The sequence below is a fragment of the Escherichia sp. 94.0001 genome, from assembly GCF_013369155.2.
Lineage (GTDB): Bacteria > Pseudomonadota > Gammaproteobacteria > Enterobacterales > Enterobacteriaceae > Escherichia > Escherichia coli_F.
In genome coordinates, this window is the sequence record NZ_JABWMS020000007.1 from 1 (window position 1) to 16,987 (window position 16,987).

General features: G+C 51.4%; 14 protein-coding genes and 1 tRNA gene. 9 read left to right on the top strand and 6 right to left on the bottom strand.

Annotated elements, in window-relative coordinates:
* On the bottom strand, positions 1 to 1,180 hold a 1,180-nt coding region (locus tag HEN33_RS05425), incomplete at its 3' end, for a tyrosine-type recombinase/integrase (protein ID WP_183083419.1).
* A gap of 186 nt (positions 1,181 to 1,366) precedes the next feature.
* Positions 1,367 to 1,451: transfer RNA gene (locus HEN33_RS05430), tRNA-Leu, on the bottom strand.
* Positions 1,452 to 1,646: 195 nt separating this feature from the next.
* Here HEN33_RS05430 and ahr point away from each other — a divergent pair.
* Positions 1,647 to 2,666, top strand: a complete 1,020-nt coding sequence (gene ahr / locus HEN33_RS05435; RefSeq protein ID WP_015364387.1) for an NADPH-dependent aldehyde reductase Ahr — start codon at positions 1,647 to 1,649, stop codon at positions 2,664 to 2,666.
* 3 nt (positions 2,667 to 2,669) lie between these two features.
* Here the strand turns inward: ahr and idnK are convergent, their stop codons facing one another.
* On the bottom strand, positions 2,670 to 3,233 hold the full coding sequence (gene idnK / locus HEN33_RS05440; RefSeq protein WP_000896738.1) for a gluconokinase: 564 nt from the start codon (positions 3,231 to 3,233) through the stop codon (positions 2,670 to 2,672).
* Positions 3,234 to 3,449: 216 nt separating this feature from the next.
* Here idnK and idnD point away from each other — a divergent pair, with 216 nt between their 5' ends.
* The 5 genes from idnD to HEN33_RS05465 all read left to right on the top strand — a co-directional run bounded on the left by idnD (position 3,450) and on the right by HEN33_RS05465 (position 9,298).
* Positions 3,450 to 4,481 (top strand): L-idonate 5-dehydrogenase, encoded by a 1,032-nt coding sequence (idnD, locus tag HEN33_RS05445; RefSeq protein WP_176263303.1) that lies wholly within the window; start codon positions 3,450 to 3,452, stop codon positions 4,479 to 4,481.
* A 23-nt stretch (positions 4,482 to 4,504) separates the two neighbouring features.
* Complete coding sequence (gene idnO / locus HEN33_RS05450) at positions 4,505 to 5,269, top strand: gluconate 5-dehydrogenase (protein WP_000998700.1); 765 nt, start codon at positions 4,505 to 4,507, stop codon at positions 5,267 to 5,269.
* 64 nt (positions 5,270 to 5,333) lie between these two features.
* Positions 5,334 to 6,653: a gnt-II system L-idonate transporter gene (idnT, locus tag HEN33_RS05455; protein WP_001128336.1), complete on the top strand. Its 1,320-nt coding sequence runs from the start codon at positions 5,334 to 5,336 to the stop codon at positions 6,651 to 6,653.
* Positions 6,654 to 6,719: 66 nt separating this feature from the next.
* The gene (gene idnR, locus HEN33_RS05460) at positions 6,720 to 7,718 is read left to right on the top strand and encodes a DNA-binding transcriptional regulator IdnR (RefSeq protein ID WP_001422765.1); all 999 of its coding nucleotides are present in this window, start codon (positions 6,720 to 6,722) and stop codon (positions 7,716 to 7,718) included.
* Positions 7,719 to 7,795: 77 nt separating this feature from the next.
* Complete coding sequence (locus tag HEN33_RS05465) at positions 7,796 to 9,298, top strand: helicase HerA-like C-terminal domain-containing protein (RefSeq protein ID WP_176263302.1); 1,503 nt, start codon at positions 7,796 to 7,798, stop codon at positions 9,296 to 9,298.
* Between the two features lie 160 nt (positions 9,299 to 9,458).
* On the opposite strand, the gene lptG is transcribed toward HEN33_RS05465, so the two are convergent.
* From lptG to ytgA, 3 genes are all read right to left on the bottom strand, one after another.
* Positions 9,459 to 10,541: an LPS export ABC transporter permease LptG gene (lptG, locus tag HEN33_RS05470; RefSeq protein ID WP_001295681.1), complete on the bottom strand. Its 1,083-nt coding sequence runs from the start codon at positions 10,539 to 10,541 to the stop codon at positions 9,459 to 9,461.
* On the bottom strand, positions 10,541 to 11,641 hold the full coding sequence (lptF, locus tag HEN33_RS05475; protein WP_000584114.1) for an LPS export ABC transporter permease LptF: 1,101 nt from the start codon (positions 11,639 to 11,641) through the stop codon (positions 10,541 to 10,543). Before lptF ends, lptG begins: the two co-directional genes overlap by 1 nt.
* Before the next feature lie 62 nt (positions 11,642 to 11,703).
* On the bottom strand, positions 11,704 to 11,754 hold the full coding sequence (gene ytgA / locus HEN33_RS26305; RefSeq protein ID WP_211180521.1) for a protein YtgA: 51 nt from the start codon (positions 11,752 to 11,754) through the stop codon (positions 11,704 to 11,706).
* 153 nt (positions 11,755 to 11,907) lie between these two features.
* Here ytgA and pepA point away from each other — a divergent pair, with 153 nt between their 5' ends.
* The 3 genes from pepA to valS all read left to right on the top strand — a co-directional run bounded on the left by pepA (position 11,908) and on the right by valS (position 16,977).
* The gene (gene pepA, locus HEN33_RS05480; protein ID WP_000397144.1) at positions 11,908 to 13,419 is read left to right on the top strand and encodes a leucyl aminopeptidase; all 1,512 of its coding nucleotides are present in this window, start codon (positions 11,908 to 11,910) and stop codon (positions 13,417 to 13,419) included.
* Positions 13,420 to 13,678: 259 nt separating this feature from the next.
* The gene (gene holC, locus HEN33_RS05485) at positions 13,679 to 14,122 is read left to right on the top strand and encodes a DNA polymerase III subunit chi (protein WP_000786399.1); all 444 of its coding nucleotides are present in this window, start codon (positions 13,679 to 13,681) and stop codon (positions 14,120 to 14,122) included.
* Positions 14,122 to 16,977 carry a valine--tRNA ligase gene (gene valS / locus HEN33_RS05490; protein ID WP_046076409.1) on the top strand — a complete coding sequence of 952 codons (2,856 nt, stop codon included), beginning with the start codon at positions 14,122 to 14,124 and terminating at the stop codon, positions 16,975 to 16,977. The genes holC and valS overlap by 1 nt, the downstream gene beginning before the upstream one ends.
* Positions 16,978 to 16,987 lie beyond the last annotated feature (10 nt).

Genomic DNA, 16,987 nt, shown 5'->3' on the forward strand with positions numbered 1-16,987 from the left:
ACTGTAGCATCAGTCGACGTTCTTCCAGATGTTCTGCTTTATGGATATACGCAGCCCTCACTGAATTTCGCTCCATGTGACTCATCTGACGTTCAACAGCATCACGAGACCACAAACCTGATTCGATCAATGAACTACAGGCCATTGTTCGGAAACCATGACCACAGACCTCAACTTTTGTATCATACCCCATGACCCGTAACGCACTATTTACTGTATTCTCACTCATGGGCTTGTGCGAATCGTGATCACCAATAAATATCAAGTCATGAGCCCCACAAAACTGTTTTATCTGCTTTAAAATTGCAAGGGCTTGCCTTGAAAGAGGCACTAGATGCGTTGTACGCATTTTTGAGCCTCTATGGGAATGTTTCACTCCAGGAATAGGCTCCCGCTCCGGTGGGATAGTCCATATAGACGCTTCGAAATCGATCTCTGACCAACGAGCAAAACGCAGCTCACTGGACCGAATAAAGATCAGCAAAGTAAGTTCTGTCGCCCATCGGGTTAGCGGCCTACCAGTATAGCTATCTATTTTTGTAAGCAACTCAGGGATGCGCTTTAATTCAAGCGCGGGACGATGTTGTCGATTACAGGAAGCAACCGCCCCAGCCATCTCTTGTGCCGGGTTATAATCAATTAACCCACTTTGCACTGCATAGCGCATGATGGCTGTAGTACGCTGTTGAAGACGAGCAGCCACCTCAAGACGTCCAGACATCTCCACGGCTTTAATAGGTGCTAATAAATCTCGAGTTTTTAACTCAGCAATATTACGTTCACCAAGCGCTGCAAAAAGATTATCTTCCAGACTTTTTAGCACACGATGGGCATGATCTTCTGACCACTTTTTATTGGTGCCATACCACTCGATCGCGACTTCTTTAAAGGTCCGTGCTTTACTCTGTTCAACCTTATCATTTTTCTTTTTATCTCCCGGATCGACGCCATTCGCAAGCAGCTTACGCGCCTCGTCACGACGTACTCTAGCATCCGCTAGTGTGATTTCAGGATAAACCCCAAGTGCTAGCATCTTTTGCTTTCCCTCATAACGGTACTGCAAACGCCAGTACTTAGAACCATTTGGATGGACAAGCAGATGCATACCGCCACCATCAGTCAGCTTATATTGCTTATCCGCTGGCTTGGCTGTTCTGACTTTGAGATCTGTTAATGCCATGCGTATTCCCTCCCTGTTGGTACAAGCATTATCGAACCGGAAATACCATCATCTGTACCAACATGTGTTGGTAGATGTACGTTGATATCAGTTGACCTTGAGAGAGTTAATATAGCTGGAAAGGTAGATAAATACTGAATTTTAGGCATAAAAAAAGACCTCAGTTGAGGTCTATTTACATACTTTTGGTGCCGAAGGCCGGACTCGAACCGGCACGTATTTCTACGGTTGATTTTGAATCAACTGCGTCTACCGATTTCGCCACTTCGGCACTGAAGAGGTATGCGGAAAACGTTGTGGATTATACCTGTCGCACGCCACCATGCAAGCGCCAGCTTGCTCGCACCTCGCTAAGTGCTGAAATTTTCAGCATTGCATACAGCGATGTGTAACCTTTGTCACACTCCAGGCACCCCGCCCTACCATGCTCTACACTTCCCAGACAACACCAGAGAAGGACAAAAATATGTCGATGATAAAAAGCTATGCCGCAAAAGAGGCTGGCGGCAAACTGGAAGTTTATGAGTACGATCCCGGTGAACTGAAACCACAAGATGTCGAAGTGCAGGTGGATTACTGCGGGATCTGCCATTCCGATCTGTCGATGATCGACAACGAATGGGGATTTTCACAGTATCCGCTGGTTGCCGGGCATGAGGTGATTGGGCGCGTGGTGGCGCTCGGGAGCGCCGCGCAGGATAAAGGTTTGCAGGTCGGTCAGCGTGTCGGGATTGGCTGGACGGCGCGTAGCTGTGGTCACTGCGACGCCTGTATTAGCGGTAATCAGATCAACTGTGAGCAAGGTGCGGTGCCGACGATTATGAATCGTGGCGGCTTTGCTGAGAAGTTGCGTGCGGACTGGCAATGGGTGATTCCACTGCCAGAAAATATCGACATTGAATCTGCCGGGCCACTGTTGTGCGGCGGTATCACGGTCTTTAAACCACTGTTGATGCACCATATCACTGCCACCAGCCGCGTTGGGGTAATTGGTATTGGCGGGCTGGGGCATATCGCTATAAAACTTCTGCACGCAATGGGATGCGAGGTGACGGCCTTTAGTTCGAATCCGGCGAAAGAGCAGGAGGTGCTGGCGATGGGTGCCGATAAAGTGGTGAATAGCCGCGATCCGCAGGCACTGAAGGCTCTGGCGGGGCAGTTTGATCTCATTATCAACACCGTCAACGTCAGCCTCGACTGGCAGCCTTATTTTGAGGCGCTGACGTATGGCGGTAATTTCCATACAGTCGGCGCGGTCCTCACGCCGCTGTCTGTTCCGGCCTTTACGTTAATTGCGGGCGACCGCAGCGTCTCTGGTTCAGCAACCGGTACACCTCATGAGCTGCGTAAGCTGATGCGCTTTGCCGCCCGCAGCAAGGTTGCGCCGACTACCGAACTGTTCCCGATGTCGAAAATTAACGACGCCATTCAGCATGTACGCGATGGTAAAGCGCGCTACCGCGTGGTGTTGAAAGCAGATTTTTGAAAATCATTCGCAGCGCTGATCTGAGGCGCTGCCCTCTTTCGCACATATTCTGTTTTGTCTTATCGCCAGCACAGCCTGCCGACATTGTTCGGTGACATTGGCAATATCATGGTTGATATCAATGCGCACAATATCCTGTTCATCTGCTTGTGGTCGCTCCAGCGCCTCAAACTGACTTTTTAGTAACGCTACCGGCATAAAATGCCCAGCCCGACGCTGCATTCGCGCGAGAATAGTTTCATAATCGCCATCTAACCAGAGGAAATGAACATGGGGGCTACCCTTGCGTAAAATATCACGATACTGTTTTTTTAATGATGAACAGACAATAAATCCTGTTTCATTCTTTTTATAAAGACTGTATGAAGCATCATTTAAGCGTTCCAGCCAGGGAAGTCGATCTTCATCAGATAATGGAATGCCTTGCGACATTTTATCTATATTTTTGGCTGGATGAAGATCGTCACCATCAATAAATTTCGCAGACAATAACGCAGCAACCTTGCTACCAATTAATGTTTTACCACTCCCTGATACGCCCATCAAAATAAAGCTTTCACCCGCCATTTAAAATCTCCTGAATCATCTTACCTGCGGCGATACTACGCCTGGCGGCATAATAATTTCACGTTTTTTTATTTCTGTTGATAAGAATTACAAGGCACATCACGTTATGCGTAACATAGTAATGTAACAATTTTCTGACGTGATCTTCATCACAAATAATGACAATTAAAACCGCTTAAATGCTTCCGAGGTGTCTACCTGACCAGTGAGGAATTTATGCAAGTGAAAACACAGTCCTGCGTTGTTGCGGGCAAGAAAACTGTTGCCGTTACCGAGCAGACGATAGATTGGAATAATAATGGAACATTAGTACAAATAACCCGAGGTGGAATTTGCGGTTCCGATTTACATTATTATCAGGAAGGAAAAGTAGGTAATTTCATGATAAAGGCACCGATGGTGTTAGGTCATGAAGTTATCGGTAAAGTTATTCATAGCGACTCATCAGAATTACATGAAGGGCAAACGGTAGCCATTAATCCGTCTAAACCTTGCGGTCACTGCAAATACTGCATTGAACATAACGAGAATCAGTGTACAGAGATGCGTTTTTTTGGCAGTGCCATGTATTTCCCTCATGTTGATGGTGGCTTTACCCGTTATAAAATGGTCGAAACGTCGCAATGTGTCCCTTATCCGGCCAAAGCTGACGAAAAGGTTATGGCTTTTGCCGAACCTTTAGCCGTCGCGATTCATGCCGCACATCAGGCCGGCGAGTTACAGGGCAAGCGAGTATTTATTTCCGGTGTTGGGCCCATTGGCTGCCTGATTGTCAGTGCTGTGAAAACACTGGGGGCCTCGGAAATTGTCTGTGCCGATGTGAGTCCCCGTTCCCTTTTGCTGGCCAAAGAGATGGGGGCGGATGTGCTCGTAAACCCACAAAACGACGACATGGATCACTGGAAAGCGGAAAAAGGCTATTTCGATGTCAGCTTTGAAGTGTCCGGTCATCCTTCATCAGTGAATACCTGTCTGGAGGTCACTCGTGCACGCGGCGTAATGGTGCAGGTAGGTATGGGAGGCGCGATGGCAGAATTCCCAATGATGACGTTGATTGGTAAGGAGATTTCACTCAAAGGCTCTTTCCGTTTTACCAGCGAATTTAATACCGCAGTGTCATGGCTGGCGAATGGCGTTATCAATCCACTGCCTTTACTGAGTGCTGAATATCCCTTCACTGACCTGGAAGAGGCGCTACGTTTCGCCGATGATAAAACCCAGGCAGCAAAAGTCCAGCTTGTTTTCTAAGAGATAAATAAAGGAATAATACAATGAACGATCTATTTTCACTGGCAGGAAAAAATATCTTGATTACCGGTTCAGCACAGGGTATTGGCTTTTTACTGGCAACCGGCCTGGGTAAATATGGCGCACAAATAATTATTAATGATATTACTGCCGAACGCGCAGAACTTGCTGTAGAAAAACTCCGCCAGGAGGGTATTCGGGCCGTTGCCGCACCTTTTAATGTTACCCATAAACATGAAATTGATACCGCCGTTGAACATATCGAAAAGGACATCGGCCCCATTGATGTGCTGGTGAATAACGCCGGTATCCAGCGCCGTCATCCTTTTACTGAGTTCCCTGAACAAGAGTGGAATGATGTGATCGCAGTAAACCAGACCGCCGTGTTCCTGGTGTCGCAAGCGGTAACTCGTCACATGGTTGAACGCAAGGCGGGTAAAGTTATTAATATTTGCTCGATGCAAAGCGAACTGGGACGTGACACCATCACCCCTTATGCCGCATCGAAAGGAGCGGTAAAAATGCTCACCCGCGGCATGTGCGTCGAGCTGGCGCGCCACAATATTCAGGTCAACGGTATTGCGCCGGGCTATTTCAAAACAGAAATGACTAAAGCACTGGTTGAGGACGAAGCCTTCACCGCCTGGTTGTGCAAACGGACCCCCGCCGCACGCTGGGGCGATCCGCAGGAACTGATTGGTGCTGCGGTGTTCCTTTCTTCAAAAGCCTCTGATTTCGTAAACGGCCACCTGTTGTTTGTTGATGGCGGCATGTTGGTGGCTGTTTAACAGCCACTACCCTGCGTGCAGCGCGAAAGCGCTGCTTTTCTGGCACTAATAAGAGATAAAGACTATGCCATTAATCATTATTGCGGCAGGCGTCGCGCTGCTTCTTATCCTGATGATCGGCTTTAAAGTTAACGGCTTTATTGCCCTCGTTCTGGTAGCTGCCGTCGTCGGATTTGCCGAAGGGATGGATGCACAGGCCGTCCTGCACTCTATACAAAATGGTATCGGCAGCACGCTCGGCGGGCTGGCAATGATCCTCGGTTTCGGGGCCATGTTAGGCAAGCTGATTTCTGATACGGGCGCGGCACAACGTATCGCCACTACGCTGATTGCTACTTTTGGTAAAAAACGCGTGCAATGGGCGCTAGTGATCACCGGTCTGGTTGTGGGCCTCGCCATGTTTTTTGAAGTGGGCTTTGTCCTGCTGTTGCCGTTGGTATTTACCATCGTAGCATCATCAGGATTACCCCTGTTGTATGTTGGCGTACCAATGGTAGCAGCGCTCTCTGTAACCCACTGTTTTCTGCCGCCACATCCTGGTCCTACTGCCATCGCGACTATCTTTGAGGCTAATCTCGGAACGACTCTACTGTATGGATTTATCATTACCATTCCGACAGTTATTGTCGCAGGACCGCTGTTTTCTAAACTGCTAACTCGCTTTGAGAAAGCACCACCAGAAGGCTTATTTAATCCTCATCTGTTTAGCGAAGAGGAGATGCCCTCCTTCTGGAACAGTATTTTCGCTGCCGTGATCCCGGTCATCCTGATGGCTATCGCCGCCGTTTGTGAAATTACGTTACCGAAAACTAACACCGTGCGCCTCTTCTTTGAATTTGTCGGTAACCCTGCCGTTGCGCTGTTTATTGCCATTGTTATTGCGATTTTCACACTGGGCCGACGTAATGGACGCACCATCGAGCAAATCATGGATATCATTGGGGATTCTATAGGCGCTATCGCGATGATTGTGTTTATTATCGCTGGCGGCGGCGCGTTTAAGCAGGTATTAGTAGATAGCGGTGTCGGGCAGTATATTTCACACTTAATGACCGGAACTACGCTTTCGCCGTTATTGATGTGCTGGACTGTTGCGGCGCTGTTGCGTATCGCTCTGGGCTCTGCCACCGTCGCGGCCATTACCACCGCGGGTGTGGTGTTGCCGATTATCAACGTTACCCATGCCGATCCCGCTTTAATGGTACTGGCAACCGGTGCGGGCAGCGTGATCGCGTCACACGTAAACGACCCTGGCTTCTGGCTATTTAAAGGGTATTTTAATCTGACGGTTGGTGAAACGTTGCGTACCTGGACGGTGATGGAAACCCTTATTTCTATTATGGGTTTGCTGGGCGTGTTAGCCATTAACGCCGTATTGCACTGAAAGAATAAAATATTGTGATGTAGTTTCGGGGGAAGATTGAAGATTCCCCCGACGTTGGGAGAAGTTATGCGCAATCACAGAATTTCTTTACAGGATATCGCTACGCTGGCTGGCGTAACAAAAATGACCGTGAGTCGTTATATCCGCTCGCCGAAAAAGGTGGCAAAGGAAACAGGCGAGCGCATCGCCAAAATTATGGAAGAGATCAATTATATCCCTAATCGCGCTCCCGGCATGTTGTTGAATGCACAAAGTTATACCCTCGGTATCTTGATTCCGTCATTTCAAAATCAACTCTTCGCTGACATTCTCGCGGGAATAGAATCCGTCACCTCTGAGCATAATTATCAGACCCTTATTGCTAATTACAATTACGATCGCGATTCCGAAGAAGAGTCGGTGATTAACCTGCTCTCTTATAACATTGACGGGATTATTCTTTCGGAAAAATATCACACCATCAGGACGGTGAAATTTCTGCGTTCAGCCACCATTCCGGTCGTGGAATTGATGGATGTACAGGGAGAACGGCTGGATATGGAGGTCGGTTTTGATAATCGGCAGGCCGCTTTTGACATGGTGTGTACCATGCTGGATAAGCGAGTCAGGCGCAAAATTCTGTATCTCGGTTCCAAAGATGACACCCGCGATGAACAGCGTTATCAGGGGTATTGCGATGCGATGATGCTGCATAATCTTTCCCCGTTACGCATGAATCCACGCGCCATCTCATCCATTCATTTAGGAATGCAATTAATGCGTGATGCCCTTAGCGCAAACCCGGATTTAGACGGTGTATTTTGCACCAATGACGATATTGCGATGGGTGCGCTTCTGCTGTGTCGCGAGCGAAACCTCGCCGTGCCAGAACAAATTTCCATTGCGGGTTTTCATGGGCTGGAGATTGGCAGGCAAATGATCCCAAGCCTCGCCAGCGTAATTACTCCCCGTTTTGATATTGGTCGGATGGCCGCCCAAATGTTGCTGAGCAAAATTAAAAATAACGATCACAACCACAACACTGTTGACCTCGGGTATCAGATTTATCACGGTAACACGCTTTAGGTTATTTTCTCTTCATTACACGTATTCTCTTTGCCGGACGTTGCCTATACTCCAGGCAGGAAACTGGAGGATATCTCATGAGCGAACCCCTGTTAATTGCCCGCACGCCGGACACAGAACTGTTTTTACTGCCGGGAATGGCTAACCGCCACGGGCTGATTACTGGCGCAACGGGGACGGGTAAAACCGTTACGCTGCAAAAACTGGCAGAGTCATTGTCGGAAATCGGTGTTCCGGTGTTTATGGCTGATGTAAAAGGCGATCTGACCGGCGTCGCGCAGGCAGGAACTGCGTCGGAAAAACTGCTCGCAAGGCTGAAAAACATCGGCGTCAACGACTGGCAACCGCATGCTAATCCGGTGGTGGTGTGGGATATCTTTGGCGAGAAAGGCCACCCGGTGCGGGCGACGGTTTCAGACCTGGGGCCGCTGTTGCTGGCGCGACTGTTGAATCTCAACGATGTGCAATCTGGCGTGCTGAATATTATCTTCCGCATTGCTGATGATCAGGGGCTGTTACTGCTCGACTTTAAAGATTTGCGGGCGATTACCCAGTACATCGGCGATAACGCCAAATCCTTCCAGAATCAGTACGGTAATATCAGTAGCGCATCGGTTGGTGCCATCCAGCGCGGGCTGTTGTCGCTGGAACAACAAGGCGCAGCACACTTTTTTGGCGAGCCGATGCTGGATATCAAAGACTGGATGCGCACCGATGCCAATGGTAAAGGGGTTATCAATATCCTCAGCGCCGAGAAGCTCTACCAGATGCCGAAACTGTATGCCGCCAGCCTGCTGTGGATGCTTTCAGAGTTGTATGAACAATTGCCGGAAGTAGGCGATCTGGAAAAACCGAAACTGGTGTTTTTCTTCGACGAAGCACATCTGCTGTTTAACGATGCACCGCAGGTGCTGCTGGATAAGATTGAGCAGGTGATAAGGCTTATTCGCTCAAAAGGCGTTGGGGTCTGGTTCGTTTCGCAAAACCCGTCGGATATTCCGGATAATGTGCTCGGGCAGCTCGGTAATCGTGTTCAACATGCTTTGCGTGCTTTTACGCCTAAAGATCAGAAAGCGGTAAAAGCGGCAGCGCAAACCATGCGGGCCAATCCGGCGTTTGATACCGAAAAGGCAATCCAGGAACTGGGGACCGGCGAGGCGTTAATCTCGTTTCTCGATGCGAAAGGAAGTCCTTCAGTGGTGGAACGGGCGATGGTTATCGCGCCTTGTTCGCGAATGGGGCCGGTGACGGAAGATGAGCGTAACGGCCTGATTAATCACTCCCCGGTGTATGGCAAGTACGAGGATGACGTGGACCGGGAATCCGCCTATGAGATGTTGCAAAAAGGCTTTCAGGCCAGTACCGAGCAGCAAAATAATCCTCCCGCGAAAGGGAAAGAGGTGGCGGTGGATGACGGTATTCTTGGTGGATTGAAGGATATTTTGTTTGGCACTACCGGACCGCGCGGCGGGAAGAAAGATGGAGTGGTGCAGACAATGGCGAAAAGCGCCGCCCGCCAGGTGACGAATCAGATTGTACGCGGGATGTTGGGGAGTTTGCTGGGGGGAAGAAAAAGGTAAGCCAGGTGCGATTTGTCTTTGCCTGATGCGACGCTGGCGCGTCTTATCATACCTACACCACTGCAATATATTGAATTTGCATGATTTTGCAGGCATGAACAAAGCACACTTTGCTAACAATAATAAAGGGAGCTTTCGCTCCCTTTATTCGTTCATCAGGTTACGATTTTCTCATTAACAGCCACAGGCTGATTAAGAAGAAGCTGGCGCTTGGCAACAGTGCGCCGATGATCGGCGGGATGCCGTAAACCAGCGTCAGCGGGCCGAAGATCTGGTCCAGTACGTAGAAGACAAAACCGAAGCTGATACCGGTGACCACACGCACGCCCATCGGCACGCTACGCAGTGGGCCGAAGATGAACGACAGCGCCATCAGCATCATCACCGCCACGGATAACGGCTGGAAAATTTTGCTCCACATGTTGAGCTGATAACGTCCGGCATCCTGACCGCTCGACTTCAGATACTTCACGTAGTTGTGCAAACCACTGATGGAGAGTGCATCCGGGTCCAGCGCCACCACGCCCAGTTTGTCTGGCGTGAGGTTGGTTTTCCAGGTGCCGCTCACCGTCTGCGAACCGGTGATCTGTTTCGGATTGGTCAGATCAGATTCATCAACCTGCGACAGACGCCAGACTTTATGTTCCGGGTCAAACTTCGCGGTAGCGGCATAGCGTACAGATTGCAGACGACGATTCTCATTAAAGGCATAGATACTGATGCCACCTAACTCTTCGTCACCTTTAACCCGCTCAATGTAGACGAAGTTGTTGCCATCTTTTGCCCATAAGCCTTGCTGGGTAGAGAGCAACGAGCCACCGTACATCGCCTGCGCACGGTAGTTACGCGCCATCTGCTCGCCCTGCGGTGCGACCCATTCGCCAATCGCCATCGTCAACAAGACCAGCGGAATGGCGGTTTTCATCACCGACAGCGCCACCTGCATACGGGTAAAACCAGAAGCCTGCATGACCACCAGTTCGCTGCGCTGTGCCAGCATCCCCAACCCAAGTAATGCACCCAGCAGGGCCGCCATCGGGAAGAAGATTTGCACATCTTTCGGCACGCTCAGCAAGGTATACATTCCTGCGCCTAACGCGTCGTAACTCCCCTGCCCGGCTTTTTTCAGCTGATCGACAAACTTGATAATGCCCGACAGCGACACCAGCATGAACAGCGTCATCATGATGGTGGTGAAAATAGTTTTACCGATATAGCGGTCAAGTACGCCAAAAGGTTGCATCACACCGCTCCTTTACGCGAAAAACTGGCGCGCAGGCGGCGGACCGGCACGGTGTCCCAAAGGTTGAGAACAATCGCCAAAGCCAGATAAATCAGGTTTACGGTCCACATCCACAGCGTCGGGTCCAGCTTACCTTTACCGCCGTTCGATTTCAGGGAGGTCTGGATCAGGAAGAACAACAGATACAGCAGCATGGCTGGCAGCATCGACAGTACGCGCCCCTGACGCGGGTTAACCACGCTCAGCGGAACGACCATAAGCGCCATCATAAACACGGTGAATACCAACGTGATACGCCAGTTCAGTTCTGCGCGGGCACGATCGGTGTCAGTGTTCCACAATGTGCGCATGTCCATCTGGTCGGTATCGTTCGGGTCGAGCGCCACCGCCTGGTGACCAATGATCGCCTGATAATCCTGGAAGTCCGTAATGCGGAAATCGCGTAACAGTGCAGTGCCTTCGAAGCGCGTTCCCTGGTTGAGAGTGACGACCTGGGAGCCGTCGCGCAGCTGGGTTAAATGTCCGGAATCGGCCACCACCACAGAAGGACGTGCATTACCTTTTGGTCGAATTTGCGCGAGGAACACATCTTTGAAATCGCTGCCGTCAACGCTTTCGATGAACAGCACCGAGCTGCCATTAGTCGCTTGCTGGAATTGCCCTTGCGCCAGCGCCGCCATGCCAGGGTTCGCTTTCGCTTCTGCTAACACTTCATCCTGATGTCGCGATGACCACGGTCCCGCCCACATCACGTTAACCGCCGCGACGATTGCCGTGAATACCGCAAGGATCATTGCCGCTTTCACCAGAACCGCTTTGCTCAAGCCGCAGGCATGCATTACCGTAATTTCACTTTCGGTATACAGTTTGCCCAGCGTCATCAGCAGCCCGAGGAACAGGCTTAATGGCAGGATAAGCTGCGCCATTTCCGGCACGCCCAACCCGAGAAGGGAGAGCACCAGATTCGCCGGAATATCGCCGTCAACCGCTGCGCCGAGGATCCTCACTAACTTTTGACAGAAGAAGATCAAAAGCAAGATGAAGAGTATCGCCAGCTGGCTTTTGAGCGTCTCCCGCACCAGATATCTTATGATTATCACTTTAAATACGCCCGTAAAAACTCGTCTTTTGCAGGATTTTAGCTTGTTTCATGGCTTAAACGTCATTTATTCTCTTGAGTCGTCGAAATCGTCGCTAAGATAATTATACTCAACGGATTCACCTCTCAGATTTTGTTCTGACGTGCCAATGCCGTAATAACGTTAAGATTAACACGAAGTCATCGCAACAGCGGACATGAGTTACGAAAGCTTGCAATTCTATCTGTAGCCACCGCCGTTGTCTTTAAGATTCAGGAGCGTAGTGCATGGAGTTTAGTGTAAAAAGCGGTAGCCCGGAGAAACAGCGGAGTGCCTGCATCGTCGTGGGCGTCTTCGAACCACGTCGCCTTTCTCCGATTGCAGAACAGCTCGATAAAATCAGCGATGGGTACATCAGCGCCCTGCTACGTCGGGGCGAACTGGAAGGAAAACCGGGGCAGACACTGTTGCTGCACCATGTGCCAAACGTGCTTTCTGAACGCATCCTCCTTATTGGTTGCGGCAAAGAACGTGAGCTGGATGAGCGTCAGTACAAGCAGGTTATTCAGAAAACCATTAATACGCTGAATGATACTGGCTCGATGGAAGCGGTCTGCTTTCTGACTGAACTGCACGTTAAAGGCCGTAACAACTACTGGAAAGTGCGTCAGGCTGTCGAGACGGCAAAAGAGACGCTCTACAGCTTTGATCAGTTGAAAACGAATAAGAGCGAGCCGCGTCGCCCGCTGCGTAAGATGGTCTTCAACGTGCCGACCCGCCGTGAACTGACCAGCGGCGAGCGCGCGATCCAACACGGTCTGGCGATTGCCGCCGGGATTAAAGCAGCAAAAGATCTCGGCAATATGCCGCCGAATATTTGTAATGCCGCTTACCTCGCCTCTCAGGCGCGCCAGCTGGCTGACAGCTACAGCAAGAATGTCATTACCCGCGTTATCGGCGAACAGCAGATGAAAGAGCTGGGGATGCACTCTTATCTGGCGGTTGGTCAGGGTTCGCAAAACGAATCGCTGATGTCGGTGATTGAGTACAAAGGCAACGCGTCGGAAGATGCACGCCCAATCGTGCTGGTGGGTAAAGGTTTGACCTTCGACTCCGGCGGTATCTCCATCAAGCCTTCAGAAGGCATGGATGAGATGAAGTACGATATGTGCGGTGCGGCGGCGGTTTACGGCGTGATGCGTATGGTCGCGGAGCTGCAACTGCCGATTAACGTTATCGGCGTGCTGGCAGGTTGCGAAAACATGCCTGGCGGCCGAGCCTATCGTCCGGGCGATGTGTTAACCACCATGTCCGGTCAAACCGTTGAAGTGCTGAACACCGACGCCGAAGGCCGCCTGGTACTGTGCGATGTGTTAACTTACGTTGAGCGTTTTGAGCCGGAAGCGGTGATTGATGTGGCGACGTTGACCGGTGCCTGCGTTATCGCGCTGGGTCATCACATTACCGGCCTGATGGCGAACCATAACCCACTGGCCCATGAGCTGATTGCCGCGTCTGAACAATCCGGTGACCGCGCATGGCGTTTACCGCTGGGTGACGAGTATCAGGAACAACTGGAGTCCAATTTTGCCGATATGGCGAACATTGGCGGTCGTCCTGGTGGAGCGATTACCGCAGGTTGCTTCCTGTCGCGCTTTACCCGTAAGTACAACTGGGCACACCTGGATATCGCCGGTACCGCCTGGCGTTCTGGTAAAGCAAAAGGCGCAACCGGTCGCCCGGTGGCGTTGCTGGCACAGTTCCTGCTCAACCGCGCCGGGTTTAACGGCGAAGAGTAATTGCATCAGGCTGTGTTGTTATTGTCGGATGCGGCGTGAACGCCTTATCCGACCTACACAGAGCACCGGACCCGTAGGCCTGATAAGACGCGACAGCGTCGCATCTGGCAATGTTGTTATTGTCGGATGCGGCGTGAATGCCTTATCCGACCTACACAGAGTACCGGACCCGTAGGCCTGATAAGACGCGACAGCGTCGCATCAGGCAATTCGGCGTTTATCTGATGTGTATTTAAATCCACCACAAGAAGCCCCATTTATGAAAAACGCAACGTTCTACCTTCTGGACAATGACACCACCGTCGATGGCTTAAGCGCCGTTGAGCAACTGGTGTGTGAAATTGCCGCAGAACGTTGGCGCAGTGGTAAGCGCGTACTCATCGCCTGTGAAGATGAAAAGCAGGCTTACCGACTGGATGAAGCCCTGTGGGCGCGTCCGGCAGAAAGCTTTGTTCCGCATAATTTAGCGGGAGAAGGACCGCGCGGCGGTGCACCGGTGGAGATCGCCTGGCCACAAAAGCGTAGCAGCAGCCCGCGCGATATATTGATTAGTCTGCGAACAAGCTTTGCAGATTTTGCCACCGCTTTCACAGAAGTGGTAGACTTCGTTCCTTATGAAGATTCTCTGAAACAACTGGCGCGCGAACGCTATAAAGCCTACCGCGTGGCTGGTTTCAACCTGAATACGGCAACCTGGAAATAATGGAAAAGACATACAACCCACAAGATATCGAACAGCCGCTTTACGAGCACTGGGAAAAGCAGGGCTACTTTAAGCCTAATGGCGATGAAAGCCAGGAAAGTTTCTGCATCATGATCCCGCCGCCGAACGTCACCGGCAGTTTGCATATGGGTCACGCCTTCCAGCAAACCATCATGGATACCATGATCCGCTATCAGCGCATGCAGGGCAAAAACACCCTGTGGCAGGTCGGTACTGACCACGCCGGGATCGCTACCCAGATGGTCGTTGAGCGCAAGATTGCCGCAGAAGAAGGTAAAACCCGTCACGACTACGGCCGCGAAGCTTTCATCGACAAAATCTGGGAATGGAAAGCGGAATCTGGCGGCACCATTACCCGTCAGATGCGTCGTCTCGGTAACTCCGTCGACTGGGAGCGCGAACGCTTCACGATGGACGAAGGCCTGTCCAATGCGGTGAAAGAAGTTTTCGTTCGTCTGTATAAAGAAGACCTGATTTACCGTGGTAAACGCCTGGTAAACTGGGACCCGAAACTGCGTACCGCTATCTCTGACCTGGAAGTGGAAAACCGCGAATCGAAAGGTTCGATGTGGCACATCCGCTATCCGCTGGCTGACGGCGCGAAAACCGCAGACGGTAAAGATTATCTGGTGGTTGCGACCACTCGCCCGGAAACCCTGCTGGGCGATACCGGCGTGGCCGTTAACCCGGAAGATCCGCGTTACAAAGATCTGATTGGCAAATATGTCATTCTGCCGCTGGTTAACCGTCGTATTCCGATTGTTGGCGACGAACACGCCGATATGGAAAAAGGCACTGGCTGCGTGAAGATCACCCCGGCGCACGACTTTAACGACTATGAAGTCGGTAAACGTCACGCCCTGCCGATGATCAACATCCTGACCTTTGACGGTGATATCCGTGAAAGCGCCCAGGTGTTCGATACCAAAGGTAACGAATCTGACGTTTATTCCAGCGATATCCCAGCAGAATTCCAGAAACTGGAGCGTTTTGCGGCACGTAAAGCCGTCGTTGCTGCGGTTGACGCGCTCGGCCTGCTGGAAGAAATTAAACCGCACGATCTAACCGTTCCTTACGGCGACCGTGGCGGCGTGGTTATCGAACCGATGCTGACCGACCAGTGGTACGTACGTGCCGACGTGCTGGCGAAACCGGCGGTTGAAGCGGTTGAGAACGGCGACATTCAGTTCGTACCGAAGCAGTACGAAAACATGTACTTCTCCTGGATGCGCGATATTCAGGACTGGTGTATCTCTCGTCAGCTGTGGTGGGGTCACCGCATCCCGGCATGGTATGACGACGCGGGTAACGTTTATGTTGGCCGCAACGAAGACGAAGTGCGTAAAGAAAATAACCTCGGTGCTGATGTTGCCCTGCGTCAGGACGAAGATGTTCTCGACACCTGGTTCTCCTCCGCACTGTGGACCTTCTCTACCCTTGGCTGGCCGGAAAACACCGACGCACTGCGCCAGTTCCACCCAACCAGCGTGATGGTATCCGGCTTCGACATCATCTTCTTCTGGATTGCCCGCATGATCATGATGACCATGCACTTCATCAAAGATGAAAATGGCAAACCGCAGGTGCCGTTCCACACCGTTTACATGACCGGCCTGATTCGTGATGACGAAGGCCAGAAGATGTCCAAATCCAAGGGTAACGTGATTGACCCGCTGGATATGGTTGACGGTATTTCGCTGCCGGAACTGCTGGAAAAACGTACCGGTAATATGATGCAGCCGCAGCTGGCGGACAAAATCCGTAAGCGCACCGAGAAGCAGTTCCCGAACGGCATTGAGCCGCACGGTACTGACGCGCTGCGCTTCACCCTAGCGGCGCTGGCTTCTACCGGTCGTGACATCAACTGGGATATGAAGCGTCTGGAAGGCTACCGTAACTTCTGTAACAAGCTGTGGAACGCCAGCCGCTTTGTGCTGATGAACACAGAAGGTCAGGATTGCGGCTTCAACGGCGGCGAAATGACGCTGTCGCTGGCGGACCGCTGGATTCTGGCGGAGTTCAACCAGACCATCAAAGCGTACCGCGAAGCGCTGGACAGCTTCCGCTTCGATATCGCCGCCGGCATTCTGTATGAGTTCACCTGGAACCAGTTCTGTGACTGGTATCTGGAGCTGACCAAGCCGGTAATGAACGGTGGAACAGAAGCCGAACTGCGCGGTACTCGCCATACGCTGGTGACTGTACTGGAAGGTCTGCTGCGCCTCGCGCATCCGATCATTCCGTTCATCACCGAAACCATCTGGCAGCGTGTGAAAGTACTTTGCGGCATCACCGCTGACACCATCATGCTGCAGCCGTTCCCGCAGTACGATGCGTCTCAGGTCGATGAAGCCGCACTGGCCGACACCGAGTGGCTGAAGCAGGCGATCGTTGCGGTACGTAACATCCGTGCAGAAATGAACATCGCGCCGGGTAAACCGCTGGAGCTGCTGCTGCGTGGTTGCAGCGCGGATGCAGAACGTCGCGTAAATGAAAACCGTGGCTTCCTGCAAACGCTGGCGCGTCTGGAAAGCATCACCGTGCTGCCTGCCGATGACAAAGGTCCGGTTTCTGTTACGAAGATCATCGACGGTGCAGAGCTGCTGATCCCGATGGCTGGCCTCATCAACAAAGAAGATGAGCTGGCGCGTCTGGCGAAAGAAGTGGCGAAGATTGAAGGTGAAATCAGCCGTATCGAGAACAAACTGGCGAACGAAGGCTTTGTCGCCCGTGCACCGGAAGCGGTCATCGCGAAAGAGCGTGAGAAGCTGGAAGGCTATGCGGAAGCGAAAGCGAAGCTGATTGAACAGCAGGCTGTTATCGCCGCGCTGTAATCAACACCGT

Bases quoted from the DNA above. Each gene is read 5' to 3' on its own strand.
- idnK (WP_000896738.1), bottom strand. From the start codon at position 3,233: ATGGCGGGTGAAAGCTTTATTTTGATGGGCGTATCAGGGAGTGGTAAA.
- pepA (WP_000397144.1), top strand. From the start codon at position 11,908: ATGGAGTTTAGTGTAAAAAGCGGTAGCCCGGAGAAACAGCGGAGTGCC.
- valS (WP_046076409.1), top strand. From the start codon at position 14,122: ATGGAAAAGACATACAACCCACAAGATATCGAACAGCCGCTTTACGAG.
- idnR (WP_001422765.1), top strand. From the start codon at position 6,720: ATGCGCAATCACAGAATTTCTTTACAGGATATCGCTACGCTGGCTGGC.
- HEN33_RS05465 (WP_176263302.1), top strand. From the start codon at position 7,796: ATGAGCGAACCCCTGTTAATTGCCCGCACGCCGGACACAGAACTGTTT.
- ahr (WP_015364387.1), top strand. From the start codon at position 1,647: ATGTCGATGATAAAAAGCTATGCCGCAAAAGAGGCTGGCGGCAAACTG.
- lptG (WP_001295681.1), bottom strand. From the start codon at position 10,541: ATGCAACCTTTTGGCGTACTTGACCGCTATATCGGTAAAACTATTTTC.
- idnD (WP_176263303.1), top strand. From the start codon at position 3,450: ATGCAAGTGAAAACACAGTCCTGCGTTGTTGCGGGCAAGAAAACTGTT.
- idnT (WP_001128336.1), top strand. From the start codon at position 5,334: ATGCCATTAATCATTATTGCGGCAGGCGTCGCGCTGCTTCTTATCCTG.
- idnO (WP_000998700.1), top strand. From the start codon at position 4,505: ATGAACGATCTATTTTCACTGGCAGGAAAAAATATCTTGATTACCGGT.
- holC (WP_000786399.1), top strand. From the start codon at position 13,679: ATGAAAAACGCAACGTTCTACCTTCTGGACAATGACACCACCGTCGAT.